Origin of the sequence: Frankia sp. QA3, assembly GCF_000262465.1 — a bacterium.
In the GTDB taxonomy this organism is placed as follows: domain Bacteria; phylum Actinomycetota; class Actinomycetes; order Frankiales; family Frankiaceae; genus Frankia.
In genome coordinates this window covers 3,557,533-3,583,528 of sequence record NZ_CM001489.1, presented here as the reverse complement: position 1 = coordinate 3,583,528, position 25,996 = coordinate 3,557,533, and the positions used below count along the sequence as shown (strand labels likewise).

General features: G+C 72.1%; 21 protein-coding genes and 2 tRNA genes. 18 read left to right on the top strand and 5 right to left on the bottom strand.

The features are described 5' to 3' along the window. Positions 1-36 precede the first annotated feature (36 nt). The 3 genes from FRAQA3DRAFT_RS35060 to FRAQA3DRAFT_RS14750 all read left to right on the top strand — a co-directional run bounded on the left by FRAQA3DRAFT_RS35060 (position 37) and on the right by FRAQA3DRAFT_RS14750 (position 2,706). Positions 37-186 (top strand): hypothetical protein, encoded by a 150-nt coding sequence (locus FRAQA3DRAFT_RS35060; RefSeq protein WP_157467377.1) that lies wholly within the window; start codon positions 37-39, stop codon positions 184-186. A 285-nt stretch (positions 187-471) separates the two neighbouring features. After that, positions 472-1,725 carry a glycosyltransferase family 4 protein gene (locus FRAQA3DRAFT_RS14755; RefSeq protein WP_009739831.1) on the top strand — a complete coding sequence of 418 codons (1,254 nt, stop codon included), beginning with the start codon at positions 472-474 and terminating at the stop codon, positions 1,723-1,725. 39 nt (positions 1,726-1,764) lie between these two features. Continuing rightward, positions 1,765-2,706: a hypothetical protein gene (locus FRAQA3DRAFT_RS14750; protein ID WP_009739830.1), complete on the top strand. Its 942-nt coding sequence runs from the start codon at positions 1,765-1,767 to the stop codon at positions 2,704-2,706. A 69-nt stretch (positions 2,707-2,775) separates the two neighbouring features. On the opposite strand, the gene FRAQA3DRAFT_RS14745 is transcribed toward FRAQA3DRAFT_RS14750, so the two are convergent. Together FRAQA3DRAFT_RS14745 and FRAQA3DRAFT_RS14740 are read right to left on the bottom strand one after the other, a co-directional pair. Next, positions 2,776-3,336, bottom strand: a complete 561-nt coding sequence (locus tag FRAQA3DRAFT_RS14745; RefSeq protein ID WP_009739829.1) for a DUF3291 domain-containing protein — start codon at positions 3,334-3,336, stop codon at positions 2,776-2,778. A 49-nt stretch (positions 3,337-3,385) separates the two neighbouring features. After that, complete coding sequence (locus FRAQA3DRAFT_RS14740) at positions 3,386-3,736, bottom strand: L,D-transpeptidase (RefSeq protein ID WP_083873609.1); 351 nt, start codon at positions 3,734-3,736, stop codon at positions 3,386-3,388. 392 nt (positions 3,737-4,128) lie between these two features. Between FRAQA3DRAFT_RS14740 and FRAQA3DRAFT_RS14735 the strand changes: the two genes are divergently transcribed. Next, complete coding sequence (locus FRAQA3DRAFT_RS14735; RefSeq protein ID WP_232292054.1) at positions 4,129-4,590, top strand: peptidylprolyl isomerase; 462 nt, start codon at positions 4,129-4,131, stop codon at positions 4,588-4,590. Positions 4,591-4,850: 260 nt separating this feature from the next. Here the strand turns inward: FRAQA3DRAFT_RS14735 and FRAQA3DRAFT_RS14730 are convergent, their stop codons facing one another. Further along, positions 4,851-6,794, bottom strand: coding sequence for a class I SAM-dependent methyltransferase (locus FRAQA3DRAFT_RS14730; RefSeq protein ID WP_009739826.1), 1,944 nt, complete (start codon positions 6,792-6,794; stop codon positions 4,851-4,853). 392 nt (positions 6,795-7,186) lie between these two features. Beyond that, a tRNA-Gly gene (locus FRAQA3DRAFT_RS14725) sits at positions 7,187-7,257 on the bottom strand. 47 nt (positions 7,258-7,304) lie between these two features. Between FRAQA3DRAFT_RS14725 and FRAQA3DRAFT_RS14720 the strand changes: the two genes are divergently transcribed. From FRAQA3DRAFT_RS14720 to clpX, 5 genes are all read left to right on the top strand, one after another. Beyond that, a tRNA-Pro gene (locus tag FRAQA3DRAFT_RS14720) sits at positions 7,305-7,377 on the top strand. 55 nt (positions 7,378-7,432) lie between these two features. Continuing rightward, a complete protein-coding gene (tig, locus tag FRAQA3DRAFT_RS14715) occupies positions 7,433-8,899 on the top strand; it encodes a trigger factor (RefSeq protein ID WP_009739825.1) in 1,467 nt (488 codons plus the stop codon). Between the two features lie 256 nt (positions 8,900-9,155). Next, on the top strand, positions 9,156-9,797 hold the full coding sequence (locus FRAQA3DRAFT_RS14710; RefSeq protein WP_009739824.1) for an ATP-dependent Clp protease proteolytic subunit: 642 nt from the start codon (positions 9,156-9,158) through the stop codon (positions 9,795-9,797). Between the two features lie 84 nt (positions 9,798-9,881). Then, on the top strand, positions 9,882-10,535 hold the full coding sequence (locus tag FRAQA3DRAFT_RS14705; RefSeq protein ID WP_198287167.1) for an ATP-dependent Clp protease proteolytic subunit: 654 nt from the start codon (positions 9,882-9,884) through the stop codon (positions 10,533-10,535). Positions 10,536-10,959: 424 nt separating this feature from the next. Beyond that, complete coding sequence (gene clpX / locus FRAQA3DRAFT_RS14700) at positions 10,960-12,258, top strand: ATP-dependent Clp protease ATP-binding subunit ClpX (protein ID WP_009739822.1); 1,299 nt, start codon at positions 10,960-10,962, stop codon at positions 12,256-12,258. A gap of 75 nt (positions 12,259-12,333) precedes the next feature. Here clpX and FRAQA3DRAFT_RS14695 read toward each other — a convergent pair whose 3' ends face one another. Continuing rightward, a complete protein-coding gene (locus FRAQA3DRAFT_RS14695; protein ID WP_009739821.1) occupies positions 12,334-13,626 on the bottom strand; it encodes a folylpolyglutamate synthase/dihydrofolate synthase family protein in 1,293 nt (430 codons plus the stop codon). A 154-nt stretch (positions 13,627-13,780) separates the two neighbouring features. Here FRAQA3DRAFT_RS14695 and FRAQA3DRAFT_RS14690 point away from each other — a divergent pair, with 154 nt between their 5' ends. From FRAQA3DRAFT_RS14690 to FRAQA3DRAFT_RS14650, 9 genes are all read left to right on the top strand, one after another. Continuing rightward, complete coding sequence (locus FRAQA3DRAFT_RS14690) at positions 13,781-15,217, top strand: dihydrofolate synthase (RefSeq protein WP_009739820.1); 1,437 nt, start codon at positions 13,781-13,783, stop codon at positions 15,215-15,217. Positions 15,218-15,321: 104 nt separating this feature from the next. Further along, positions 15,322-15,735, top strand: coding sequence for a nucleoside-diphosphate kinase (gene ndk, locus FRAQA3DRAFT_RS14685; protein WP_009739819.1), 414 nt, complete (start codon positions 15,322-15,324; stop codon positions 15,733-15,735). Positions 15,736-16,336: 601 nt separating this feature from the next. Then, complete coding sequence (locus FRAQA3DRAFT_RS14680) at positions 16,337-17,368, top strand: rod shape-determining protein (RefSeq protein WP_009739818.1); 1,032 nt, start codon at positions 16,337-16,339, stop codon at positions 17,366-17,368. A gap of 274 nt (positions 17,369-17,642) precedes the next feature. After that, a complete protein-coding gene (mreC, locus tag FRAQA3DRAFT_RS14675) occupies positions 17,643-18,659 on the top strand; it encodes a rod shape-determining protein MreC (protein ID WP_009739817.1) in 1,017 nt (338 codons plus the stop codon). A gap of 6 nt (positions 18,660-18,665) precedes the next feature. After that, positions 18,666-19,229: a rod shape-determining protein MreD gene (gene mreD, locus FRAQA3DRAFT_RS14670; protein WP_009739816.1), complete on the top strand. Its 564-nt coding sequence runs from the start codon at positions 18,666-18,668 to the stop codon at positions 19,227-19,229. Next, positions 19,226-21,625: a penicillin-binding protein 2 gene (gene mrdA / locus FRAQA3DRAFT_RS14665; RefSeq protein ID WP_009739815.1), complete on the top strand. Its 2,400-nt coding sequence runs from the start codon at positions 19,226-19,228 to the stop codon at positions 21,623-21,625. Before mreD ends, mrdA begins: the two co-directional genes overlap by 4 nt. Positions 21,626-21,704: 79 nt before the next feature. Next, entirely contained in the window at positions 21,705-22,940 is a 1,236-nt protein-coding gene (gene rodA, locus FRAQA3DRAFT_RS14660) for a rod shape-determining protein RodA (protein ID WP_009739814.1), read from the top strand. Positions 22,941-23,139: 199 nt separating this feature from the next. Then, the gene (locus tag FRAQA3DRAFT_RS14655) at positions 23,140-25,188 is read left to right on the top strand and encodes a TIGR03960 family B12-binding radical SAM protein (protein ID WP_083873608.1); all 2,049 of its coding nucleotides are present in this window, start codon (positions 23,140-23,142) and stop codon (positions 25,186-25,188) included. Next, positions 25,172-25,933 carry a TIGR03936 family radical SAM-associated protein gene (locus FRAQA3DRAFT_RS14650; RefSeq protein WP_009739812.1) on the top strand — a complete coding sequence of 254 codons (762 nt, stop codon included), beginning with the start codon at positions 25,172-25,174 and terminating at the stop codon, positions 25,931-25,933. The genes FRAQA3DRAFT_RS14655 and FRAQA3DRAFT_RS14650 overlap by 17 nt, the downstream gene beginning before the upstream one ends. The last annotated feature ends 63 nt before the right edge of the window (positions 25,934-25,996 follow it).

Below are 25,996 nucleotides of genomic sequence, written 5' to 3'. Positions count from 1 at the left end.
TGCTTTCGCACCTCGGCATTGTCGGGCGGGTTCCCGATGCCTGAACTTCTGCTACTGGGGCTGTTCGCGATTCTGGTCGGACTGGCCGCGGTGTTCGGGCCGGATACCCGCGACCGGAGCTACGGCCTGCCCGCCCCGCGTCCCGGGAAGGCGCGCCGGGTGTCACGGCCGGGTGTCGGTCGCTGAGTCGCCGCCGTCCGGCCGGTGTCGTCTCGCCGAGTCGTGGTCGTTCGGCCGGTGTCGCCCGCGTGTCCGTGTGCCGCCGGTCGACTCGTGGGGGGCGGTTGTCCGGCCTGGTGTTTTCCGGTTGGGCAGCGTGTCAACGTGCAGGTCAGATGGCGCTCGGGCGGCACTTCTCTTACGTTAAGGTTAAGATCCTCAGCGTTTGCTAATGGCCGAAACCCCCCGCGGCAGCTCGATAAGCTGGCGCTATGGTGAGCCGTCCGGAGTTCGCCGCCGTGGGGGATGGGTATGGAGATCGTCTTCTTGTGCGAGCAGTATCCGCCGATCATTTGGGATGGGGCGGGTGTCTACACGCACGACATCGCTCACGCGCTGGCCGCGCTCGGCCATCAGGTCCATATCCTCTGCGCCCAGGGACGTCGCCGCACCGACGAGGATCATGACGGGGTCAAGGTGCATCGGCGCCCGTTGCTCCGTTTGCCGGTCAGCAGATATCTCGGCCCGCTGGGGCGGTCGTTTCAGGGGAAGAACCATCCCCGCGATTCCCTCTCCCTGCGGGTGGTTCTCGCCGTCTCCTATGCTTTCTGGCTGCGCCGCCTCGGGCTGCGCCCCGACGTCATCGAGACCCAGGACGGCGAGACCCGGGGATTGCGTACCGCGCTGCGCCGCGACGTTCCCCTCGTCATCCATCTGCACACGCCGACGATGATGGACGTCCGCCTGCGCGAGGGCGAGCTGCACGGCCGGGGCGCGCTGGCCGACCGGCTCGACCGGTTCTCCGCGCTGCGCGCCGACGCGCGGACGGCCCCGTCCGAGCTGATCGTCACCACCCTGCGCGGCTTCGGCTGGCTGAAGACGAACACCGACGCCGACGTCATCCCCTACCCGTTCGACCGCTCCTCGTACCTTGCCGTGCCGCCGCCGCAGCAGACCGACCCCACGCTGCTCGTCGTCGGCCGGCTCGAATGGCGCAAGGGCCTCGACGTGCTGATCGAAGCCGCCGCGCTGCTCGGGGAGCGCGGCGTCAAGCCGACGGTGGTCTTCGCGGGCCAGTCGTCCGGCCTCATCGACGGCGTCCCCACCGGCACCTGGCTGGCGCGCCGCGCCGCCGAGCTCGGCGTCACCTGCCGTTTCGCGGGCCACCTCACCAGGCCCGAGCTCGTCAAGGCGTACGAGGAGGCGCGGGCGGTCGTCGTCCCGAGCCGGTTCGAGAGCTTCTCCATCGCCGGCCTGGAGGGGATGGCCTCGGGCCGGCCGGTCGTCGCGACCGCGACCACGGGCGTCGCGACCTGGGTGGCGAAGTGGGAGGGCGGCACGGTCGTCCCGCCGGAGGACGCCCCCGCGCTCGCCGACGCGCTGGAGCCGTACCTCACCGACCCGGAACTCGCCGCCGCCGTGGGCGCCCGCGGCCGGGCCGGCACCGAGGAGCTGGAGCCGAAGCGGATCGCCGCCCTGCGCGTCGAGGTCTACCAGAAGGCCATCGACCGGCACCGGACGCGCCGCGGCCGTGGCCGCGGCAAAGGGTCGCCGGCCCTCGCCTGACCGGCGGGCGGTGCGGCGGCGGCCCCTAGGCTGGCGGGCATGAGTGCTCTGGCGGGCGTCGCCCTGGAACACCCGGTCATGAACGCGGCCGGCACGTGCAAATCGGTGGAGGATGTCGACGCCTTCGCCCGGTCCGCGGTCGCGGCGATCGTCGTCGGCTCGATCACCCGCCAGCCGCGGACCGGCAACGCGGGCAACGTCTACTGGCCCGGGCGGGTCTACTCGATCAACGCGCTCGGGCTGCCCAACCGCGGCCTGGACTACTACGGCGCGCACCTGCCCGGGATGGTCGAGCGGGCGCACGAGGCGGGCAAGCCGTTGATCGTCAGCGTCGCCGGGTTCGACGTCGGGGAGTACCAGGAGATCGCCGAGGTCGTCGCGGGGACCGGGGTCGATCTCATCGAGCTGAACCTGGCCTGTCCGAACGTCTGGGACGGCGGCGCCCAGAAGCGCATCGCCTGCTTCGACCCCGGCCAGACCGCGGCGGTCTGCACGGCCGTCGGGGACGCACTGCTCGCGCGGGCCGCGGGCGACCAGGGCCGCCGCATCCCGTACGGCGTCAAGATCTCGCCGTTCTCCGACCCGGCGGCGCTCGCCGAACTCGCCGTGGTGCTCGCCGAACTCGCCGGGCGCCCCGGCGGCCCGGGGTTCGTCACCGCGGTGAACACCTTCCCCAACGCCCTCGTCGTCGACGCCGACAACCGTCCCGTCGTCGACGTGGAGCTGGCCGGGATGAGCGGGCCGGCGCTCAAGCCGGTCGGTCTCGGCCAGGTGCGCCAGCTACGCCGGCTGCTGCCCGACACCGTCGACATCGTGGGGGTCGGCGGGATCGGCGAGGGACGGGACGTCGCAGAGTACCTGCGGGCGGGGGCGGCGGCCGTGCAGGCGGCGACGGCGTTCTGGAACCGTGGCGAGGACCCGTCGGTGTTCGGGTCGATCCTTGCCGGCTGGATCGACCAGGTGGACCCGGCGGTCCCGTGAGCCGCGGCGGCCTTGGCGCGCCTCGCGGTGACCGTCGGCGCGGCCGTCGCCCGCCGTGGTGGGCCGGGCTCAGCCGCCGGCGGCCAGGCTCCTCGGCGCGTCGACGTCGGCGGGACCCGCGGGCTCGGCGGCGAGCTCCGTACCGCTGCCCGGCACCAGGGAGATCCGCCGATCCGGCGGGGGGAACGTCAGCCGGAAGGTGAACGCGGTCGCGGTCGGCCCGTGCGTGCGCAGGTGCCGGACCCGTTCCTCGGCCTCCGGCGTGCCGGGCCGGTGCCCGGCGGGCACCCACCACAGGGCGTTGGTGGCGCGGTCGGTCGGATGGAACCACTCCCGCCGGCGCCGCAGGAACGCGCCCTGATCGTTGCGGAAGACGAAGTCGGCGAGCGCGTCCGCCGACTCCCACACCGTCAGGTTCACGATGACGGTGAGGTCGGCCTCGGCGTCGAGCCGGAAGGTGTGCACGGCGGCGGCGCCCTGCTCGGGCTGCAGCCGCCAGACGAAGCCGGGCTGCCCGTCGCCGAGGTCGCTCACCGGCGCGAGGCCGGCCACGATGTCATCCGGCGCGGGGGAGTCGAGCGGGGTGAGTACTCGGGCGATGTTCACCTGGGCCAGATGGTAACCCGTCATGAAAGTAGCCTAGGGATGTCGTCCCGCATCCGCCAGGAATGACGCGCAATCACCCCCTGATGGAGATCGGCGTGCCGATGGGGAGGATTCCCGCCAGCTTTTCGATGTCGGCGTTGCGTAGTCGGATGCATCCGTGGCTGGCGTCCGTCCCGACCAGGTCGGGACGGTTCACGCCGTGCAGCCCGATGAGCCCGTTGGCGCCGTTGAACTGGGTAATCACGTCCGAGAAGCCCGACAGGCCGAAGGCGTACGGGCCCCACGGCCCGGTCGGATCCGCGGGTCGCAGCAGTTCGGTGAGGTAGAACTCGAGCGCCGGTAACGGCCGGGGGACGCGTTGCCCGGGCCGGCGGCGCCGAGGCCCGGCGTTGGCGGGCGGCCCGTATTGGTGCTGCGCATCCAAACCCCCTCGGCCCTCTGTCGATTACTTTGTGTAGTCGGAGGGGCGGGTGCGCCCACGCGGGCCGGTGTGGCCCCGTGGCGGGCGCCGGTTGCTCCCGGCGGACCGGGGCATGCCGGCCGATCCCGGCGGATGGCCGCGCCACGCCCGTCGCACCCCGCCCGGGCCCGACCGTGCACCGCGGGGCCAAGTCGTCGAAATCTCTTTCCGGTGATTCTTCGGTCATGAGTGGCGAGCGCGAGGAAACGCGGGATGAAACGTGAATAAAACCGAGGGTGAGTGGCTGGATTTGCGGTCCGCGGCAGGCCGGATAGGCTTTCTCGTGACCTTGGTTGGTTGCTTTTCCGAAACCGTAGGGGAGAACTGTGCGGAGATCAATGAGGACCCGGGCGGCAGTGGTCGCGCTGTCGAGCATGGCGACCATTTTCGTCGCGCTGGGACCAGCGGCTTCGAGTGCCTGGGCGTCCGACGGTGGGGACACGGTCAAGCAGGCCCAGCACTGGGGCGGCGACGATTGGCGCAAGGATGACCGTCACAAGGATGACTGGCGTAAGCACGACCGTCACAAGGACGACTGGTTCGATGACGACTGGTTCGGTGACAAGCGCAAGGATGACTGGCGTAAGGACGATTGGCACAAGGACGACCGGCACAAGGACGACTGGCGTAAGCACGACCGGCACAAGGACCACTGGCGTAAGCACGACCGGCACAAGGACGACTGGTTCAAGCACGACCGGCACAAGGACGACTGGTTCAAGCACGACCGGCACAAGGACGACTGGTTCGATGACGACAAGCACGAGGACAGGTGGAAGGACGACGACCGGGAGTGGCGCGACGACCGGGAGTGGTGACGCGGCCGTCGCGCCAGGTTGCTCCGGTCGGTGGAGCGCCAACCGGCTGACGGTGAGCTGATCGCACCCCGGTGACCTGCCGGTCGGGAACCCATCAGCGGGCCGGCGACACCCCGGCCGCCGGGTGGGCCTGCCGCTCGTCCGGGTCTGGGAGATGGTGCCGGTCGTCAGTGTCGACGGCCGGCACCATCGCGCTGACCCCCGTTGCTCCCGGGCAGCGTGGCTGGTGCGCCGGCTGAACGGCTACTTCTGCGACGGCGCTAGAGTCGGCGGGCGAGGATCCGGTAGGCGTTCGCCCGCGAGCCCGACGTCAGGTAGGGGCGGCTCACCTCATCCAGGACCAGGCCGGCCGCGAAGGCCGGCACCAGCGCCGCCGCCGTCAGGGCCCGGACGGCCCGCGCTCGGCCGGGAAGCGCGGCGGTGCGCCAGGCGGCCGACGGCGACGGCGCGAGCCGTTGCAGCAGGCCGTACAGGGCCATCACCGGGTCACCCTTCTGGTGCACCTCGCCGAAGCGGGTCTCCTGCACCGCGAAGCCCCGTTCCTGCAGCGCCACCGCCACGTTGGCGGCGGGCATCAGGTGCTGGTGCTGCGGGATCAACCAGCCCGGCCACAGCGGGCCATACAGTCGGGCCGCCGGACTGTCGGGATTCGGCACCTCGATGAGCAGATGACCGCCCGGCTGCAGCACTGCCGCGGCGGCGTCCAGCTCGGCCAGCGGATCTCTCGTGTGCTCCAGGTAGTGGAACATGCTGATGATGTCGTAACGTCCCTTGACCTCGGCGGCGAGCTCCGGGAAGAAACCGCGGTAGGCACGGTCCACCCAGCGCCGCCGAGCGGCCTCCTCGATGCCGGCGCCGATGTCCAGGGCGTCGAACCGGGTCGCCGGCCAGACGGTTCTCGCCACATTGCAGAAATGCCCGTGGCCGCCCCCCACGTCCAGCCAGTTCCGGGGAGTCGGAATGGCCTGGCGGGCGCGGTCGAGGTAGGGCTCCGGGCTGAAGCCGAATACCTCCTCCAGCGCCGTCGCGCCGAGTCCGTCGTAGAAGTCCCGGTAATAGAAGTCCAGCCCGTCAAGGGACAGCCGCGGGTTCTGGAAGACGTGGCCGCAGCCCGCGCACCGGTCGTACCGGAACTCCCCGGGCTTGCCCTGAGCCACGTCGCGGCCGCGCAGGCGCGCGGCGAGCTCGCCGCCGCCGCACCACGGGCAGGTGGTGCGCGGCCGCTCGAAGAAACGGTCGAGGCCGCCGGCGAGGTCCGCCCGGTAACCGGCGCGCTGGCGGGCGATCTCCGCCGGGCTCGGCCGCCCGGGCGGGGGTGGCGGCCGCCGGCGCCCCCCGGGGACGTCTGGGGCGACCGCGGGAGCGCCGAGCAGCTCCCGCACGCGGCCGCCCGCTCCCCGCACCTGGGCGGCGGCGACCCGGCGGCGGGTGAGCGCGCTGTGGCGCAGCGTCCCGGATGTCACCCGCACCCGGTCCCCGCCGACGATCACCGGCTGTAGCCAGGACAGTCCGAGCGCGGCGAGGGTGGCCGGCGGGTTGCTCGCCGCGCCGAGCAGGATCGCGCCGTCGCGCAACGCGGGCAGGATGCGTCGGGCGGGCTCCCAGGCGTACGCGGCCCGCTGCACGGGCAGCCGGGTGGCACCGTCGTCCGGCCCCCCACCGGTCAGCCCGGGCAGGACGGCGAGGTCGGTGGTGGTGGCGGCGTGCCGCTTGCAGACCTGCACCACCGCGACGAGCTCGGCGTCGGTGAAGTCGGTGAGCTCCGACCGCTCGGCGAGCCGGGGGTCGTCCGCCGCCGGGAGCCGGGTACGCGCCAGCACCTCGCGGTCGACGAGCACCGCCTGGAACGCCCCGCGGCCGCGGGCGAGCCGGGCCGCCCGGTAGGTGGCCGGCTCGACCATCCGGGCCAGGTCGAGGACCCGGTGCGCGGCCAGCTCCGCCGGGACCAGGTCGAGCACCTCCAACCCGTGCCGGTGGGCGTGCGCCTCGGCGGCGCGGCGCTGGGCGGCAGTGAGCGGCATCCCCGACACGGAAAGCAGGACATAGGAGGAGGAGTTCGGCCCGGTGCCGGGCGCGTCGGTCGCGGTCTCCTCGCCTGCTTCGATCACCTCGATGGCGTGCAGCCGAGCGCGCAGCCGGACGGTGTTCATCCCGATCCCGATCCCGACCGCCACCGGTAGCCAGCCGCGGCGCCTCATCACCATGTGCACTCCTTCGGGTGGTCCGGCGGCAGTCACGGGCCGGTGTCGGGGGAAGCCCCCGAAAATACGCCCGGGCGTCCGGCGCGCCCTGGCGTGGCCCTCGATTGATCCGTCGACGGACGATGACCGCCCACGTCGTTCCCGGCCACGCGACATGCCGGCGAACATGCCAGCTGGGCATACCGGCGGGCGGACTGGAGAAGAAGGCGGTACCTGCCCAGGGCAAGATCGTCGCCTGCCGAATCGGCGGGGGTGTCACGGGCGGGGACCCGACCTCGGGCGTCCGCATCCGGGTGGGCGGGGCACATCGGCCCCGGTCGGGTCGACGGCTGCCGGGGCGGGGCGCCCGGCGCGACGTGGACCACCGCAGGGCCACGCCGGGCGGTGGGGGAAAGAGCGGGTGACCGGGATCGAACCGGCATGGCCAGCTTGGAAGGCTGGGGCTCTGCCATTGAGCTACACCCGCGGGGTGATCGAAGCGAGCTTACCCCGTAGGATAAGCGGGCAACGCCTCGGGGCGTAGCGTAGTGGCTAGCGCGCCTGCTTTGGGTGCAGGAGATCGGGAGTTCGAGTCTCCCCGCCCCGACCGATAGCCTCGGCGTGTCACCCCGTCCAACGTCGTACCAGGAGACCGCCGCGCCGTGAAGGCCACCAAGGAGACCCTCAGCCCGACCCGGGTCAAGCTCACCGTCGAGGTGCCCTTCGACGAGCTCAAGCCCTCGCTCGACGCCACCTACCGCAAGCTCGCCCGCCAGGTCCGTGTCTCCGGCTTCCGGCCGGGCAAGGTCCCGCCGCGGATCCTCGACCAGCGCCTCGGGCGCGGAGTGATCCTGGACGAGGCAGTCCAGGAGGCGCTGCCGCAGCTGTACTCCGAGGCCGTGCAGGCCGAGGAGGTGGACGTGCTGTCGCGCCCCGAGGTGGACATCACCGAGTTCGCCGACGGCGGCCAGCTCGTGTTCACCGCCGAGGTGGACGTCCGTCCCGAGGTGGTACTGCCGGAGTTCTCCGACCTGTCGGTCACGGTCGACGCCGTCGAGGTCACCGACGAGCAGGTCGAGGAGCAGCTCGGCGCGCTTCGGGACCGGTTCGCGCAGCTCCAGCCGGTCGAGCGGGCGGTGCAGACGGGCGACTTCGTCTCGCTCGACCTGTCCGCGCAGGCCGACGGCAAGCCGATCGAGGGGGCCGAGGCCACGGGGCTGTCCTACGAGGTCGGCAGCGGCAATCTCATCGAGGGTCTGGACGAGGCGATCGTCGGCGCCACCGACGGTGAGTCCCGCACGTTCACCACGGAGCTGCTGGCCGGCGACCAGGCGGGCCAGCAGGCCGAGGTGACCGCGACGGTGCGCGGGGTCAAGGAGAAGGAGCTCCCCGCCCTCGACGACGACTTCGCCACCACTGCCAGCGAGTTCGACACGCTCGACGAGCTGCGCGCCGACGTGCGCACGCGGCTGGAGCAGTCGCGGCGCACCGAGCAGGTCGGGCAGGCCCGGGAGAAGCTGCTGGAGAGCCTGCTGGAGCGGGTCGAGGTGCCTGTCCCGGACTCCCTGCTCGAGGGCGAGATCGAGGCCCGTGAGCACCGGTTGTCCCACGAGCTGGAGCACATCGGCACCGACCGCGCGACCTACCTCGAGACGCTCGGTCAGAGCGCCGAGGAGTTCGACGCCGAGGTCCGCGAGACCGCGGGCAAGGCGATCCGTTCCCAGTTCATCCTCGACGCGGTCATCGACGTCGAGTCGATCGGCATCGACCAGGGCGAGCTCATGGAGCAGGTGATTCTGCGCGCCCAGCGCTCGGGCCTGCAGCCCGACGTCTACGCCCAGCAGCTCGCCCAGGGCGAGGGGCTGCAGGCGCTGATGGCCGACGTCCTGCGGACCAAGGCGCTGTTCCTGCTGCTGGAGAACGCGAAGGTCGTCGACGGGGAGGGCAACCCGGTGGAGCTGGCGCTGCCGGCCCGCCCGGCGCCGGACGCCGACGAGGCCGACGACGACCACGACCACGCCGACCACGACCACGACGGCCACGACCACGCCGACGGGGAGGCCGCGGCGGAGCCGGCCCAGGCCCCGGCGGCGACCGCCACGAGCGACAGCGGGGACCGCGACATCTGACCTCGCGGCAGAGGCGGGCTTGCGCCCCGCGGATTCCAGCCCGCCAGACGGCCCCCGGACCCGGTCCGGGGGCCGTCTGGCGTTGTCGGCGGGCCGTGGTCGGGCGCTGGCGGGCGGTGCCGCGAGGACGTCCGAACTGGCCGGTCCTCACGCCCAGCGCGAACATCGAGCCTGAAGGGCGAGAACTTGCGCGTGTCACAGATAGTGTCGAGCCGGTCAATCAGCCGCCCCATGTGAGGAAGCCGAGGAGCTGACCGTGAGTAACCTCGCAGTTCCGCGCCTACCAGTTCCGGGTCCGGAGCTCCGTTCGCCCGGCCAGGGTGGACCCGCCTTCGACGACCAGGTGTTCAACCGCCTGCTGGCCAACCGGATCGTCTTCCTCGGATCGGTGGTCGAGGACGCGATCGCCAACGCGATCTGCGCGCAGCTACTGCTGCTCAACGCGGAGGACCCGACCCGGGACATCTTCCTCTACATCAACTCGCCGGGTGGGTCCGTGAGCGCCGGTATGGCGATCTACGACACCATGCAGTTCGTCGAGAACGATGTCGCGACCGTGTCGCTCGGCCTCGCCGCGTCGATGGGTCAGTTCCTGCTCTGCGCCGGGGCGCCGGGCAAGCGCTACTCGTTGCCGCACGCGCGGATCATGATGCACCAGCCGTCGGGAGGGATCGGGGGCACCGCCTCCGACATCGCCATCCAGGCGGAGCAGATGCTCTACACCAAGCGGATGATGCAGGAGCGCATCGCGTTCCACACCGGGCAGCCGATCGAGCAGATCGAGCGCGATTCCGACCGGGACCGGTGGTTCACCGCCGAGGAGGCCAAGGACTACGGGTTCGTCGACCATGTGGTCCAGCAGGCCCGCCAGGTTCCCAGCGAGGGGCCGGTGAGCTGAGCGGGCAGCCCGCTCACCGGACCGAACCATCGTCATCCGTTCCCGGAGGCAGCCATCATGTTCCATGAGACGCTCTACCAGCAGATGAGGTCTGAGCAGGGCCGCCAGGCCGCCGCCCAGCCGCAGGGCCGCTACGTCCTACCGAACATCATCGAGAAGACCTCCCGCGGCGAGTACGGCATGGACCCGTACTCGAAGCTGCTCAAGGAGCGGATCGTCTTCCTCGGCGTGCAGATCGACGATGTGTCGGCGAACGACGTGATGGCGCAGTTGCTGTTCCTGGAGTCGGAGGATCCGGACCGGGACATCTCGATCTACATCAACTCGCCGGGTGGGTCGTTCACGTCGTTGACGGCGATCTACGACACGATGCAGTTCGTGCGGCCGGACATCTCGACGATCTGCATGGGGCAGGCGGCGTCGGCGGCGGCGGTGCTGCTGGCGGCGGGGACGCCGGGCAAGCGGTTCGCGCTGGAGAACAGCCGGATCCTGATCCATCAGCCGTCGGCGTCGGGGGAGGGCCAGTCCAGCGACATCGAGATCCAGGCCCGCGAGATCCTGCGGATGCGGTCGTTGCTGGAGCGGATGCTTGCCACCCACACCGGCAAGAAGGAGGAGGACATCCGCAAGGACATCGAGCGGGACAAGATCTTCAGCGCCGACGAGGCCAAGGAGTACGGCCTGATCGACGAGGTCATCAAGACCCGCAAGTCCTCGCGGCTCGCCACCACGCGCTAAAGACGGGTCCCGGGCGTGACCGGACGGCGGGCGCTCACCGGGTACCCGGCGCTGGTCGGGGCACCGGTCCGGCGCCACGCGCACCGCGCGGCCGACGCCTCGCGCGGCATGACGCCGCGCGAGGCCGGCCCGTGGCTGGGGGTGGTCGGGGGCTGGTACACGCGACGCGCCGACAGGTCGAATGTGGTCAGCCCCTCGGCGTCCGTGACGCGTTGGCCTTACAGGACTGCGCGGACGCGCGAGGACGGCCATGGTGACCGTAGGCTGACCGGTATGAGCCGAGCGATAGGGCACTCACCGGGTCGCTCGGCGGGGTACCGTCCCCACGGGGATGGTTGCAGGCAGACACGCGACGACCGGGCGGTGTCAACCGCCCCTGACACGCAGGCGACACCATCGTCTGGACGAAGGGACTGAGTCCTCGGTGGCACGCATCGGTGATGGCGGTGACCTGCTCAAGTGCTCGTTCTGCGGTAAGTCGCAGAAGCAGGTGAAAAAGCTCATCGCCGGCCCTGGCGTCTACATCTGTGACGAGTGCATCGATCTGTGCAACGAGATCATCGAGGAGGAGCTCTCCGAGTCCTCCGAGCTGAAGTGGGACGAGCTCCCCAAGCCGCGGGAGATCTACGAGTTCCTCGACAGCTACGTCGTAGGGCAGGAGACGGCGAAGAAGACCCTCTCCGTCGCGGTCTACAACCACTACAAGCGGGTACAGGCCGGCGGTTCCGGCGGGGGCGGCGGCGGTGAGGGCAACAAGAGCGAGGTCGAGCTCGCCAAGAGCAACATCCTGCTGCTCGGTCCGACCGGGTGCGGCAAGACGCTGCTGGCCCAGACCCTGGCCCGGATGCTCAACGTCCCGTTCGCCATCGCCGACGCGACCGCGCTGACCGAGGCGGGCTACGTCGGCGAGGACGTCGAGAACATTCTGCTCAAGCTGATCCAGGCCGCCGACTATGACGTCAAAAAGGCCGAGACCGGGATTATCTATATCGATGAGGTCGACAAGATCGCCCGTAAGTCGGAGAATCCCAGCATCACCCGGGACGTGTCCGGCGAGGGCGTGCAGCAGGCCCTGCTGAAGATCCTGGAGGGCACCACCGCGAGTGTGCCGCCGCAGGGCGGCCGCAAGCACCCACACCAGGAGTTCATCCAGATCGACACGACGAACGTCCTGTTCATCGTCGGTGGGGCCTTCGCCGGGCTGGACCGGATCATCGAGTCGCGGATCGGCAAGAAGTCGCTGGGCTTCCGCGCCGTGCTGCACGGCAAGGACGACCCGGACTCCTCCGACGTCTTCGGCGACATCATGCCCGAGGACCTGCTCAAGTACGGCATGATCCCGGAGTTCATCGGCCGGCTGCCGGTCATCACCAGCGTGTCCAACCTGGACCGTGAGGCGCTGATCCGCATCCTCACCGAGCCGAAGAACGCCCTGGTCCGGCAGTACAAGCGGCTGTTCGAGCTGGACAGCGTCGATCTCGACTTCACCTCCGACGCGCTGGAGGCCATCGCCGACCAGGCGATCCTGCGCGGCACCGGCGCCCGCGGTCTGCGGGCGATCATGGAGGAGGTGCTGCTGTCAGTGATGTACGACATCCCGAGTCGCAAGGACGTCGCCCGGGTCGTCGTCACCCGCGAGGTCGTCCTGGAGCACGTCAACCCCACGCTCGTGCCCCGGGACGTCGCCTCGAAGCGGGCGCCCCGCCAGGAGAAGTCGGCCTGAGGCCGCAGCCGGGCCGGGGCGGGACGGGGCGAGAGCCGCCGTCCCGCCCCGTCCCGGCTCCGGATCAGCGGGCGGCTACGCGGCCAGCGCCCGCCGCGCCTCGGTGAGGTGATAGAACGACCCGGTCACCAGGATCGCGCCGGCCGTTCCCGCCCGCCGCCGGGCGAGCCGCACCGCGGCCGCGACCCCGGGGGCGCTCTCGGCCGGAATGGCCCACCGTCGCGCGGTCTCGGCGACCTGCTCGGCCGGGATCGCCCGCGGTGACGCCGGTTCGCAGCAGACCAACGAGTCGATCCGCTGGCCGCGCAGCTCCGCCAGAGTGGCGGCGAAGTCGTGGCCGCGCAGCGCGCCGTAGACGACCGTCCAGCTCCGGCCCGGGAACTCCTCCGCGAGCGAGCGGGCCAGCGCCGCCGCGGCCGCCGGATTGTGGGCGCCGTCGAGCACGCACAGCGGCGCCGTCCCGACGATCTCCAGCCGGCCGGGTGCCCGCACCGAGCCGAGCCCGGCCCGGACCGCCTCGTCGGGCAGCGGACGGCCGAGGAACGCCTCCACCGCCGCGAGCGCGCACGCGGCGTTGGCCTCCTGGTATGCGCCGTGCAGCGACAGGAGGACGTCGTCGTAGCGGGCGGTGGGGGTGCGCAGGTCGCCGCGGCGACCGGCGGGGTCGGGGCGGCCGTCGACCATGGCGAAGTCCCGACTCAGACGCAGGACCCGGGCCGCCGGCGTCCGCGTGAAGACGTCGTCGAAGCGGGCGTCGACCTCGCCGAGCACGAGGTCCGCGCCGGGCTTGACAATGCCGGCCTTCTCCCGGGCGACCCCGGCCAGGCTCCCGGCGTAGTCCAGATGGTCCGCGCCGATGCCGGTGACGACCGCGACCCGGCCGTCGGCGATGTTCGTGGCGTCCCAGCGGCCGAGCAGCCCGACCTCGACGACCGCGGCGTCGACGGCCCGGTCGGCGAACCAGCGGAACGCCGCGGCCGTCAGCAGCTCGAAGAAGGTCGGCCGGTCCGCCATCGGCGCGGCCGCGTCCACCGCCGCGCCGACGCAGCGGGCGAACTCGCCGTCGTCGATCGGACGGCCGTCGACGACCAGCCGCTCGTTCGTCCGCTCCAGGTGCGGGCTGGTGTACTGGCCGACCCGCAGCCCCGCGGCGCCGAGCAGGGCCGAGGTGATCCGCGCCGTCGACGTCTTCCCGTTCGTGCCGGTCAGATGGATCACCGCGGCCCGGTTCTGCGGGTCGCCGAGCCGGCGGGCCAGCTCCCGCATCCGGTCCAGACTCGGCACCGGCGGCTCGGCCGTGATCGCCTGCTTCTCCAGGTCCACCGAGCTGGCCAGCGCGGCGCATGCTGCCTCGTAGGTCCACGTCACCTGCTGTTCCCGCCTCCTTCACCCGCGCTCGACAGTAGCGACCCGCGCAACCCGGACGAGTTGGCCGGGCGGCCTGCGGCGGCGCAGAGGCAGGTCGGCGGGCCGCTGCGGGTGCCGGGGACCGCCGGTCGTCCGGACTCGTAGGATCGGTGCCGTGACAGGCGCCGCGGCGAACGCCGGGACCACCTCCGCGTCCGGCGATGCCGCTCGGACGGGCCCTCCGCAGTTCGCGGCCGCGTACGCGCAGCGGGCCGCCGTCGCGGTCCCGGCGGGGCTGGCGCGGCTGCGCCGCCTGCTGGACCTGCTCGGACAGCCGCAGCGTGCCTTCCCCAGCATCGTGGTCGCGGGGTCCGTCGGGAAGAGCTCCACTGTCGCCGCCATCACCGCCCTGCTCGACGCGTTCGGCATCCGCGCGGGCTCCCTGCGCTCTCCCGGCTGGCTCGGCAGCGCCCAGCAGGTGGGCCTGGCCGGCGCGGCGATCCCGCCCGACGTGCTCGGGGCCGCCTTCGACGACATCGCGCCGTACCTGCCGCTGATCGAGGACGACGGCCCGTTGAGTGCCTTCGAGCTGCTCGCCGCCGTGGCCTTCGCCGCGTTCGCGGACGCCCCGGTCGACCTGGCCGTCGTCGAGTCGGGCTGGGACGGCTCCGCGGAACTCGGCGACCTGGCCGACCTGCTCGACGCGCCGGTGGCCGCGGTCACCCAGGTGACGGTCGCCGGGGCGGACGGCGCCGCTGGGGGGAGCCTGCTCGACGCCGCCGACGCCGCCGTGCTCGCCGGGGACACCGAAGCCGCCGAGGCGGAGCTCGACCGGATCGCCGCGCGGGCTGGCTCGGCCATCCGGGCGGACACCCTCGTCGTGCTCGCCCAGCAGGCCCTGCCGGTCGCGCAGGCGCTGCTGCGGCGGGCGGCCGGCAGTGGGGCGACGGTGGCCCGTGAGGGCATGGAGTTCGGCGTGGTCGGCCGGCGGGTCGCCGTCGGCGGGCAGATGATCACGCTGAAGGGGCTCGGCGGCACCTACGACGAACTCTTCCTGCCGCTGCACGGGGCCCATCAGGCGCACGACGCCGCCGTCGCGCTCGCCGCCGTCGAGGCGTTCCTCGGCGGCGGTCGCGGCGCCCTCGACATCGACGCCGTCCGGGCGGGCCTGGCCCAGGTGGACGCCCGGGGCCGGCTGGAGGTCGTGCGCCGCTCGCCGACGATCGTGCTCGACATCGCCCAGGACCCGGTCGCCGCGGCGGCGCTCGCGGCCGCGCTGGACGAGGCGTTCACCTTCGACGTGCTTGTCGGCGTGGTCGCCGTCGACGGCGACGAGGCGCTCGCCGCCCGGATCCTGGCCGCGCTCGAACCGGTCCTCGGCGCCGTGGTCGTCACGACCGGAGCCACGGCGGCGCTGGGCGTCGACGACCTCGCGGCCGTGGCGACGGGGGTCTTCGGTGCAGACCGGGTCGAGGTCGCCCCTCGGCTCGACGACGCGATCGACGATGCGGTCCGGCTCGCCGAGGAGGACGCAGACCTGGGCGGAGCCGGGGTGCTGGTGACTGGTTCGGCCCCCGTTGTGGGTCGGGCGCGGGCGTTGCTGCGGTCCTGAGGTGGCCCGGTTCGGCCATGGTGATGGCGCGGGCACCCTGTAAGTTGACGAGGGGCCCGCGGGCCCTTCGAGGACGACGATGTCAATGATCGAGAAGGAGTACCGTGTCCGCCGAGCGCACCCTCATCCTGGTCAAGCCCGATGGCGTCAGCCGTGGCCTCGTCGGTGAGGTGGTCGGCCGGCTGGAGCGCAAGGGGCTCGCCCTGGTGGCTCTCGAGCTGCGCACGCTGGAGCGTTCCGTCGCCGAGACGCACTACGGCGAGCACGCCAGCAAGCCCTTCTTCGGTGAGCTGGTCGACTTCATCACCTCCGGCCCGCTGGTCGCCCTGGTCGTCGAGGGGCCGCGGGCCGTCGAGGCGTCGCGCGGGCTCATCGGCGCCACCGACCCGGTGAAGGCCGCCCCCGGCTCGCTGCGCGGCGACTACGCGCTGGAGATCGGCCAGAACCTCGTGCACGGCTCCGATTCGCCGGAGTCCGCCAAGCGCGAGATCGACCTGTTCTTCCCCGGCCTGAGCTGAGCTGGGCGGCTCGTCCGTCCCCGCCCGGCTCGCGGGCGGGGACGGTCGGGCGTGCGTCCTCACCGGCACGGATGGGTGAGTGGCCGCGGTGTGGTCCCGGGCGGACCGGACCACACCGTGCGCTCACCGGTTCCGGGTGAGTTCCCCGGCGTCGCGAGGCCCCCGGATGGTCCCGTCCGCGGCGCCGCAAACCGGCGATAGTTGATCGCGGCAGGCCATTGTGTGCCTGCATCGCTTCCTCGTCGGCCTGTCGTGGCCTCGTTGAGACGCGTTGCGTATCGGGATTGTGACCCATTGACAACCTTGGGTCGATCCGACCCAAGGGTGACACGAGCCGCCCCGCCACCGGCCGGGGCGGCGAGGGGCTCCCCGGCGGTCTACCCTTCTAGTACTTGCCCGGAGCGTGTCCGGTGGGTCGCGGGGACCGGCTGTGCTGGTTGGTTGCCGCGGTCGATTCCTCGCGGGGCGCTCCGGGTCGTCCTGCCCGATCTACGAACCCTGTACGTGTTCCACGCGCTTCTCCGGCTCCCTGGCTGGCCGTGCCGTCGGCCGCGCCGGAGGCGGCCAGGACCGCATCCCCCGGGAAGGTCGGTACCCGACGATGTCCAGTTCGCTGTCGTTCCTCGGTCGTGACATGGCCGTCGATCTCGGTACCGCCAACACACTGGTGTACGTGCGTGGCCGCGGGATCGTCCTCAACGAGCCGAGCGTGGTCGCCATCAACACCACGACCTCGGGCATCCTCGCCGTCGGCACGGACGCCAAGCGGATGATCGGCCGGACCCCGGGGAACGTGGTGGCCGTGCGCCCGTTGAAGGACGGCGTCATCGCCGATTTCGAGACGACCGAGCGGATGCTTCGGTACTTCATCCAGAAGGTGCACCGGCGCCGCCACTTCGCCAAGCCGCGGCTGGTCGTCTGCGTGCCGTCGGGGATCACCGGGGTGGAGCAGCGGGCCGTCAAGGACGCCGGCTACCAGGCCGGCGCCCGCAAGGTGTACATCATCGAGGAACCTATGGCCGCCGCCATCGGGGCCGGCCTGCCGGTGCACGAGCCGACCGGCAACATGGTCGTCGACATCGGCGGCGGGACGACCGAGGTCGCCGTGATCTCGCTGGGGGGCATCGTCACCAGCCAGTCGATCCGCACCGCCGGCGACGAGCTGGACGTCGCGATCATCTCCTACGTGAAGAAGGAGTACTCGCTGATGCTCGGCGAGCGCACCGCCGAGGAGATCAAGATGGCGATCGGCTCGGCGCACAAGGTGCCCGACGAGCCCAGCGCCGAGATCCGCGGGCGCGACCTCGTCACCGGCCTGCCCAAGACGATCGTCGTGACCGCGGAGGAGATCCGCAAGGCGATCGAGGAGCCGGTCAACGCCGTGATCGACGCGGTGAAGGTGACGCTGGACCGCTGCCCGCCGGAGCTGTCCGGCGACATCATGGACCGTGGCATCGTCCTGACCGGCGGCGGTGCTCTGCTGCGCGGGCTCGACGAGCGGCTGCGGCACGAGACCGGCATGCCCATCCACATCGCCGAGAACCCGCTGCACTCGGTGGCCATGGGGTCGGGCAAGTGCGTCGAGGAGTTCGAGGCGCTCCAGCAGGTGCTGATCTCCGAGCCCCGGCGGTAGCGGGCTGCGGCCGCAACCCTCGGCGCGCTCGGTCCCGGGCGCTGTCCGGGACGCCCCCGCTGGTGGGGGATTTCGTGTCAGATCCGGGAACGTCGCGGCGATGTGGATCGTCCGACCTCAGCGACGGACCGCGCTCGGCGGCCGGCTCCGGCCGGCGCCACCGGCCCGTCGCCGCCCGGCCGGTGCCCGCCCGAGTGCCCGGGCGGGTGCCCCGTGCCGCCCCGGCGCCCGCCGCGCGGCGGCGCGGGGCCTGAGAGCTTGTTCGGAGGCTGCTGTGGGGCGTGACACGAGGCGATCCCGCCTGGTGATCGTCGCCCTGCTCATCGTCGCCTTTACCCTGATCACCCTCGACTACAAGACCGGCCGCTCCGCCAGCGGCGCGCGGGGTGTCGTGCACTCGGTCCTCGGCGGCGTCGAGGACGGCGTGACCACGGTGACCCGGCCGATCGGCCGGACCGCCTCGTCGCTGACCCACCCGAACCGCTACCACGACCGCGCCGACCGGCTGGCCCAGGAGAACGCCGGGCTGCGCCGCCAGCTCGCCGACAACGCCGAGATCGGCCGGATGTCCAAACAGCTGGGCGACCTGCGGCTGATCGCGGACAAGGGCCAGTACTCCATCGTGCCGGCCAAGGTGATCGCGGTCGGCGACGTGACCGGCACGGACTGGACCGTCACCATCAACGCCGGCCGGGACGACGGCGTCGACGTCGACAAGACCGTCCTCAACGCCGACGGGCTCGTCGGCACGGTCTCCTCGGCCACGGCGCACACGGCGGTGGTCCGCCTCGCCTGCGACCCCGGCAGCCGGGTCGGCGCCCGCCTGGAACGCACCCAGCTGCTCGGCGCCGTGGCCGGCGGGCAGGGGCCGAGCGCGTTGACCTTCACCCTGTACGACGCCTCCTACCGAGTGCAGAAGGGTGACCGTCTAGTGACCTTTGGTAGCATGGACTACGTCGCCGGCGTGCCGATCGGCGTCGTCACCAAGGTCACCGACGTCGGCGGGCTGTCTCGGACTGCGGAGGTCAAGCCGTACGTGTCGGTCGGGACGCTCGATCTCGTCGGCGTGGTCGTCGGCCGGCCGGCGACCGACCCGGGCGACCGGCTGCTGGCACCGCAGCCGGTGCCGCCCCCGCCGGCCGCCCAGGCGCCCGCGGCCGGCACCGGCGCGCCCACCACCCCCGGCGGCGCCGCGGCCACCCCCACCAACCCCGGCTCGCCGCCCGCGTCGGCGCCCGTGGCGGCCCCCGGCACCGGGCCGACCCGCCCCGGCCAGGGCGGGACGGGCTGAGCCGGCATGTGGGATATAGCCGGCTCCGCGGACACCCTGCGCGCCCGCACGTTCGTCGCCGCGGTAACGCTGCTGGCGGTCGCCCTCGTCGTGCAGGTCTCGATCGTCGCCCGACTGGGCCTTCCCGGCGGCCGGCTGGATCTCGTGCTCGTCCTGCTGGCGGTGATCTCGCTGATCGAGGGTCCGGTGGTCGGGTCGGTCAGCGGGTTTGTGGTAGGGGTGTTGGCCGATCTGGCGTCAAGTCACGTTCTCGGGCAGTCCGCTCTCGTTATGTGTCTGGTCGGTTACGCTGTTGGCCTGGTGATGGATGCGGCGGAGTCGTCGGTGGCGGTGCCCCTCTCGGCGATAGGCGGGGCCAGCGTGGCGGGCACCCTGGGCTACGCGGCGACGACCTCGATCTTCGGTGCGGCGGCGCTGACCGGCGGTGAGGCCGTCGGCCGGGCGCTGGCCGCCGGGGTCTACGCGGTGCTGCTCACCCCGTTTCTGTTCCCGTTGCTGGCCGCGGGCTCCCGGCGGTTGTCCGGCCGCCCCCGGCAATCGTCCGGCCGCCTCCGGCGGGGCGCGAGATGAACGATCGGATGCGGATCCGCGTCCTGCTGCTGCGTGTGCTGGTCCTGTCACTTCTCGCGACCCTGGGTGCGAGGCTGTGGGTCCTGCAGGTTCTCGACAACGACCACTACCGCCAGGTCGCCGAGACCAACCGGGTGCGCGAGGTGGTGACGCCCGCGACCCGCGGGATGATCCTCGACGACCGCGGTCAGCCCCTGGTCCGCAACCGCACCTCGCTGGTCATCTCGGTGAACCGTTCCACGACGGACCGGCAGGCCGACCACGGCAAGGCGGTCCTCACCCGGCTCGCCACCGTGATCGGCACGCCGGCGGACGAGCTGACCCGGCGGATCAGGTTCTGCACCGCGCAGGTGAAGCCGCCGTGCTGGAACGGCTCGCCCTACCAGCCGGTCCCGGTCGCCAAGGACGTCAGCCCGCAGCAGGCGCTCGCCGTCATCGAGCATCCGGACCGCTTCCCGGGAGTGTCGGCGGACCTGCAGGCCGTGCGCGAGTACCCGCACGGCTCCCTGGCCGCCCACGAGCTGGGTTACCTCGCCCCGGTCACCCAGGATCAGCTCGACAAGCAGGGCGACGAGAAGGGCTACCACCTCAACAGCCTGATCGGCGTCGCCGGCCTGGAGAGCACCTACGACGACGAGCTGCGCGGCACCGACGGGGTGGAGCGCCTGGAGGTGGACCGCTTCGGCCGGGTGGCCGGCACCGCGTCGACCACCGCCCCGGTCAGCGGCGACCATCTGGTGCTCAACCTCGACCTCGGTGTCCAGCAGGCGACCGAGCAGGCGTTGCAGGACACGATCAACCAGCTCGGCGGCGGCAATCGGACCGCGTCGGCGGTCGTCCTCGACGTGCGCACCGGCGGCGTCGTCGCGATGGCCAGCCTGCCCTCGTACGACCCGTCGGTGTTCGTCGGCGGCGTCTCCGAGCAGGACTACCGGGCGCTGTCCGACCCCGCCAACGGCATCCCCCTGCTCTCGCGGGCCTACCAGGGCTCGGGCGCGGCCGGCTCGACCTTCAAGGTCGTCTCCACCGCCGTCGCGATGCAGAACCTGGGCGCCAAGGGCGACCAGCTCTTCGACTGTGCCCCGACGCTGCAGATCGGCGACCAGGTCTTCCACAACTTCGACGGCGAGTCGGCCGGGCCGATCACCCTGCACCGGGCGCTCGTCATCTCCTGCGACGTCATCTTCGACCAGTTCGCCTACGACTCGTGGCTTGCCGATGGCGGGCTGCGCAACGGCCGGGGGCCCTACTCGCCGCCGAAGGAGTACTTCGCCCGGATGTCCGAGGCCATGGGCTTCGGCAAGGCCACCGGCCTGGACCTGCCCGGGGAGGCCGAGGGGTCCGTCGTCGACCGCGCCGGCGCCCGGGCGATCTGGGAGGAGCTGAAGGACTCCTACTGCCGGCGGGCCAAGAACGGCTACCCGGAGGAACGTGATCCGGTCAAGGCGGAGCGGTTCCGCAAGTACGCCGCCGAGGCGTGCGTGGACGGATACCTCTACAACGCCGGTGCGGCCACCCAGTTCGCGATCGGCCAGGGCCAGTACCTGTCGCTGAGCCCGCTGCAGCTGGCCACCGCCTACGCCGCGATCGCCAACGGCGGCACCCTGTGGAAGCCGACCCTGGCCAAGGCTGCGGTCGCCCCGGACGGCCGGGTGGTGCGGACCTTCCAGCCACGCAAGGCCGGGACGCTGCCGGTCTCCCCGGAGATCCTCGCCTACATCCGCGGCGGCCTGCGCGGCGTCACCACCGAGGGCGGTGGCACGGCGACCGGCGTCTTCGCGGACTGGCCGAGCGACATCGTCCCGATCGCCGCCAAGACCGGCACCGCCGAGGTCGAGGGCAAGGGCGACACCTCCTGGTTCGCCTCCTTCGCTCCGGCCGACGACCCGCGGTTCGCCGTCGTGGTGACGATTCCGGACTCCGGCACCGGCGCCGAGTACGCCGGCCCGGTCGCCAAGCGGATCTACCAGGCCATCTACGGCGTCGGCCAGGCGGCGGCGATGCCGGGTGGCAAGCCCCCGGGCTCCCTACCGAAGATCAACCGGGACGGGACGATCGCCGCGACGTCGGCCGCGGACCCGTTCACCCCGTCCCCGGCGGTGTCCACCGCGTCGACCTCGCGGACCGTGCCGCCGGTCGGGACCATCGTGGCGGCGCCGGTGTCAGCGCCGGGGCCGGGTCCCGTCACCGGCCCATCGGCCGGCGGCCCGCTCGCGGTGCTGCCCGCGCTGTCGACGACCGCCGATGCCGCCCGCACCGGCCCCGCCCTGGCGACCGGTGCCACCGGCCCGGCCGTCTGGCACCCGCCGCCCGGGAACGCGGGCCGGCCCGCCGCCGTCGGCGTTCTGTCATCGGCGCCGAGCCGAGCCCCGCCCGCGGGTACCGCGCGCCCGTGACCCGCCCCGCCGGACCACCCGGCGCCGGTGGGGTCCCGGGCGCGCGCCGACGGCCGGGCGATGTTTGGGAGGAGGCGTTGTGACGCAGGAGGCGGGACCTACCGCGCTGCGTTCGTCCCCGGTACCCGTCCGGGGGCGGATCGGGCAGCTGCGGGACCGCGCGTCAGGGCGCCACTCGCCGCTGCGGCGGCTCGACTGGACGCTGCAGCTGTGCGTCATCGGCTTGTCCGTCGTCGGCGCGCTGCTGGTGTGGTCGGCGACCCGCCAGCGCCTCGGTGAGGCCGGCGGCGATCCGCAGACGTTCCTCAAGCGGCATCTGCTGAATCTCGCCATCGGGCTGGTACTCGGAGCGGTCGCGACCGTCGTCGACTACCGGGTGCTACGCGCGTACGCGCCGTTCGTCTACCTCGGCTCCCTCGTCGGGCTCGTGGCGGTGCTGCTGTTCGGATCGACGATCAACGGCGCGCACTCGTGGATCGTGCTGCCCGCCGGCTTCCAGCTCCAGCCGTCGGAATTCGCCAAGGTGGCGCTGGTCGTCGGCGCGGCGATGATCCTGGGGGAGCAGCACGAGGACCGCCACACCGGGATCCGGCGCAGCGCCCCCGGCCACGGCGACGTCCTGCTCGTGCTCGGGCTGACCGTGGTCCCGATCGCACTGATCATGCTCCAGCCGGACTTCGGCACGGTCATGGTGCTGGTCTTCACCACCCTCGGCATGCTGGCGGTCAGCGGGGCGCCGCGGCGATGGGTGCTGGGGCTGATCCTGTGCGGGGTGCTGTTCGGCGGCGCGATCCTGCAGTTCCACCTGCTCCAGCCGTACCAGGAGGCCCGGCTCACCTCGTTCGTCTCCGAGAACAAGGCCTCATCCGGCACCGGCTACAACGTCGCTCAGGCCATGATCGCCATCGCCAACGGTGGTGTGACCGGCCGTGGCCTGCTGCACGGCCAGCAGACCCAGGGGCAGTTCGTTCCCGAGCAGCAGACCGACTTCGTGTTCAGCGTGGCCGGCGAGGAGCTGGGCTATCTCGGCGCGGGCGGGATCATCGTGCTGCTCGGCGTGGTGCTGTGGCGGGCCCTGTCGATCGGCTTCGCCTCCCAGGACTCCTTCGGTGCGCTGATCGCCACCGGCGTGGTCTGCTGGTTCACCTTCCAGTCGTTCGTCAACATCGGGATGTGCCTGGGGATCATGCCCGTCACCGGCCTGCCGCTGCCGTTCCTGTCCTACGGCGGCTCGTCGATGTTCGCCAACATGATCGCCGTCGGCCTGCTGCAGAACGTCCGTCTGCGCTCGCGTTCCGACCCCTACGCCCTGTAACCGCCGTCGGCCTGCCCTGCTTATCCAGAGGGACGAATCGGGCGCGGAGGCCTCTGGAGAAGCAGGGGAGTCCGCCTGCCCTGCTTCTCCACAGAGACGACTCGGGCACGTGGGGCTGTGGAAGGGCAAGGGAGTGGCCGGAGATCCGGCGAACGCGCGGGCCCGTGGTGGGGTGCTGCCGTGCCGTAGGCTCGCCTGCATGTCCGGACAGTCGCTGTTCGCTCGCCTGGAGCCGCTGCTCCCGCGGGTGCGAAGGCCCGTGCAGTATGTCGGCGGCGAGGGGAACTCCATCGTCAAACCCTGGGACGCCGCCGCGGTGCGCTGGGCCCTGATGTATCCGGACGCCTACGAGGTCGGCCTGCCCAACCAGGGTCTGCAGATCCTCTACGAGATCCTCAACGAGCAGCCGGACGTACTCGCCGAGCGGACCTACTCGGTATGGCCCGACCTGGAGGCCCTGCTGCGCGAGCACGGCCTGCCGCAGTTCACCGTGGACGGGCACCGGGCGGTCGGCGACTTCGACGTGTTCGGCGTCAGCTTCTCCACCGAACTCGGCTACACCAACATGCTCACCGCGCTCGACCTCGCCGGGATTGCCCTGCACGCCGAGCGGCGTGGCGAGTCCGATCCGATCGTCGTCGCGGGCGGGCACGCCGCGTTCAACCCCGAGCCCATCGCCGCCTACGTCGACGCCGTAGTGCTCGGCGACGGCGAGCAGGCAGTGCTCGGCATCACCGACGTGATCCGCTCGTGGAAGGCGGCCGGCGCTCCTGGTGGGCGCACCGAGCTGCTGGCCCGGCTTGCCCGCCGCCGGCTGGTCTACGTGCCGGCGTTCTACGACGTCACCTACCGGTCCGACGGCCGCATCCAGGCGGTCACCGCCAACCGCGACGACGTCCCGGCCCGGCCGAGCAAGCACACGCTGTCCGATCTCGACTCCTGGCCGTACCCGAAGGCCCCGCTGGTCCCGCTCGCCGAGACGGTGCACGAGCGGATGAGCGTGGAGATCTTCCGGGGCTGCACCCGTGGCTGTCGGTTCTGCCAGGCCGGTATGATCACCAGGCCGGTGCGGGAGCGCAACATCTCCACCATCGGAGCCATGGTCGACGCGGGCCTGCGGGCCACCGGCTTCAACGAGGTCGGCCTGTTGTCGCTGTCCAGCGCGGACCACACCGAGATCGGTGAGATCGCGACCGGTCTCGCCGACCGGTACGAGGGCGAGAAGGTCTCGCTGAGCCTGCCCTCGACGCGGGTGGATGCCTTCAACATCACCCTGGCGAACGAGTTCTCCCGTAACGGCCGGCGCAGCGGGCTGACGTTCGCCCCGGAGGGCGGCTCCGAGCGGCTACGCAAGGTCATCAACAAGATGGTCAGTGCCGAAGACCTGGTGCGCACCGTCAGCACTGCCTACGCCCACGGCTGGCGTCAGGTGAAGCTCTACTTCATGTGCGGGCTGCCGACCGAGACCGACCAGGACGTGCTGGAGATCGCCGACCTCGCCCGGGAGGTGATCCGGGCCGGCCGCCGGGCCAGTGGCCACCGTGACATCCGCTGCACGGTGTCGATCGGCGGCTTCGTTCCAAAGCCGCACACCCCGTTCCAGTGGGCGGGGCAGGCGTCGCACGAGGTCACCGACGCGCGCCTGAAGCTCCTGCGGGACACCGTGCGGGCGGATCGGGAGATCGCCCGGGCGGTCGGGTTCCGCTACCACGACGGCCGTCCGGGCATCATTGAGGGCCTGTTGGCCCGCGGTGACCGCCGCGTCGGCGCCGTGATCGAGCGGGTCTGGCGCGAGGGCGGTCGCTTCGACGGCTGGAACGAGCACTTCTCGTTCGAGCGCTGGGAGTCGGCGTGCGCCGCCGAGCTCGAACCGCTCGGGGTCTCCCTCGACTGGTTCACCACCCGCGAGCGCGACGAGCGCGAGGTGCTGGCCTGGGATCATCTCGACGCGGGCCTCGACCGGGACTGGCTGTGGGCCGACTGGCAGGAGGCGCTGCGCGAGACCGAGCTCGACGACTGCCGGTGGACCCCCTGCTACGACTGTGGCGTCTGCCCGACGATGGGGACCGACACTCAGATCGGCCCGACCGGCCGGTCGTTGCTACCCGTGGTGGGCGTGTCGGCGGGTTCGCCGGTGGTCACCGCCCCGGTCGAGGTCGAGGTCGTGGCCGGGAGCGGCGCCGGGGACGTGCCGGCCGCCGGCTCCCGGATCGACCCGGCGGCGGTGGGCAGTGGCACGCCGGCCTGAGGGGCCGCCGCCCCCGCCGGTCGTCCAACGGGTCCGGCTGCGCTTCGCGAAGCGGGGGCGGCTGCGATTCCTGTCACATCGGGATGTGGCCCGCACCTTCGAACGGGGGCTGCGCCGGGCGGCGGTGCCGATGGCGTACTCGGCGGGTTTCAGCCCGCATCCCCGGATCTCCTGGGTCGGCGCCGCGCCCACCGGCGCCGCGAGCGAGGCCGAGTACGTCGAGCTGGCGCTGGCCGTGGTGGTGGATCCGGCGCAGCTGCGGGCCGCCCTGGACGCGGCGTTGCCGCCCGGGTTGGACGTGTTGGAGGCCGCAACGGCCCAGGGGACCGGGCTCGCGGAGCGGATCGACGGCTCCCGCTGGGTGGTCCGGCTACCGGGGGTCGCGGAGCCCGAGCTGCGCGCCGCGGTGGCCGAGCTGTTGGGGCGTGATGTCGTGCAGGTCGAGCGGGCGACCAAGGACGGTCGGCGCCGGTTCGATGTGCGTGCCGCCATGGTCTTGGCCGTTTGTCGTGCAGAGAACGACACGTGTGCGATACTGGAGATGGTCGTGCGGCACACGACGCCCGCTGTGCGACCAGACGACGTGCTGACCGCCCTCGGCGTGGTAGCCGGTCTGCGCCCGTCGGTGCCGCCCGAGCCAACGCGGCTGGAGCAGGGCCGACTGCGCGAGGATAGGACGCTGGCAGACCCGCTGGCGCCGGACCGCAACGACGCTGGCCGGCTGGCAGGTCGATCATCAGCGTGATGCAGGGCGTCGCAGGCTTTCCCGGCAGCACCCGAGCCGGACCGAGACATTGGCTTCTGCGCG

Bases quoted from the DNA above. Each gene is read 5' to 3' on its own strand.
- mreD (WP_009739816.1), top strand. From the start codon at position 18,666: ATGTGGGATATAGCCGGCTCCGCGGACACCCTGCGCGCCCGCACGTTC.
- FRAQA3DRAFT_RS35060 (WP_157467377.1), top strand. From the start codon at position 37: ATGCCTGAACTTCTGCTACTGGGGCTGTTCGCGATTCTGGTCGGACTG.
- mrdA (WP_009739815.1), top strand. From the start codon at position 19,226: ATGAACGATCGGATGCGGATCCGCGTCCTGCTGCTGCGTGTGCTGGTC.
- FRAQA3DRAFT_RS14745 (WP_009739829.1), bottom strand. From the start codon at position 3,336: ATGACGGGTTACCATCTGGCCCAGGTGAACATCGCCCGAGTACTCACC.
- FRAQA3DRAFT_RS14705 (WP_198287167.1), top strand. From the start codon at position 9,882: ATGAGGTCTGAGCAGGGCCGCCAGGCCGCCGCCCAGCCGCAGGGCCGC.
- FRAQA3DRAFT_RS14680 (WP_009739818.1), top strand. From the start codon at position 16,337: ATGTCCAGTTCGCTGTCGTTCCTCGGTCGTGACATGGCCGTCGATCTC.
- FRAQA3DRAFT_RS14750 (WP_009739830.1), top strand. From the start codon at position 1,765: ATGAGTGCTCTGGCGGGCGTCGCCCTGGAACACCCGGTCATGAACGCG.
- FRAQA3DRAFT_RS14755 (WP_009739831.1), top strand. From the start codon at position 472: ATGGAGATCGTCTTCTTGTGCGAGCAGTATCCGCCGATCATTTGGGAT.
- FRAQA3DRAFT_RS14655 (WP_083873608.1), top strand. From the start codon at position 23,140: ATGTCCGGACAGTCGCTGTTCGCTCGCCTGGAGCCGCTGCTCCCGCGG.
- FRAQA3DRAFT_RS14730 (WP_009739826.1), bottom strand. From the start codon at position 6,794: ATGGTGATGAGGCGCCGCGGCTGGCTACCGGTGGCGGTCGGGATCGGG.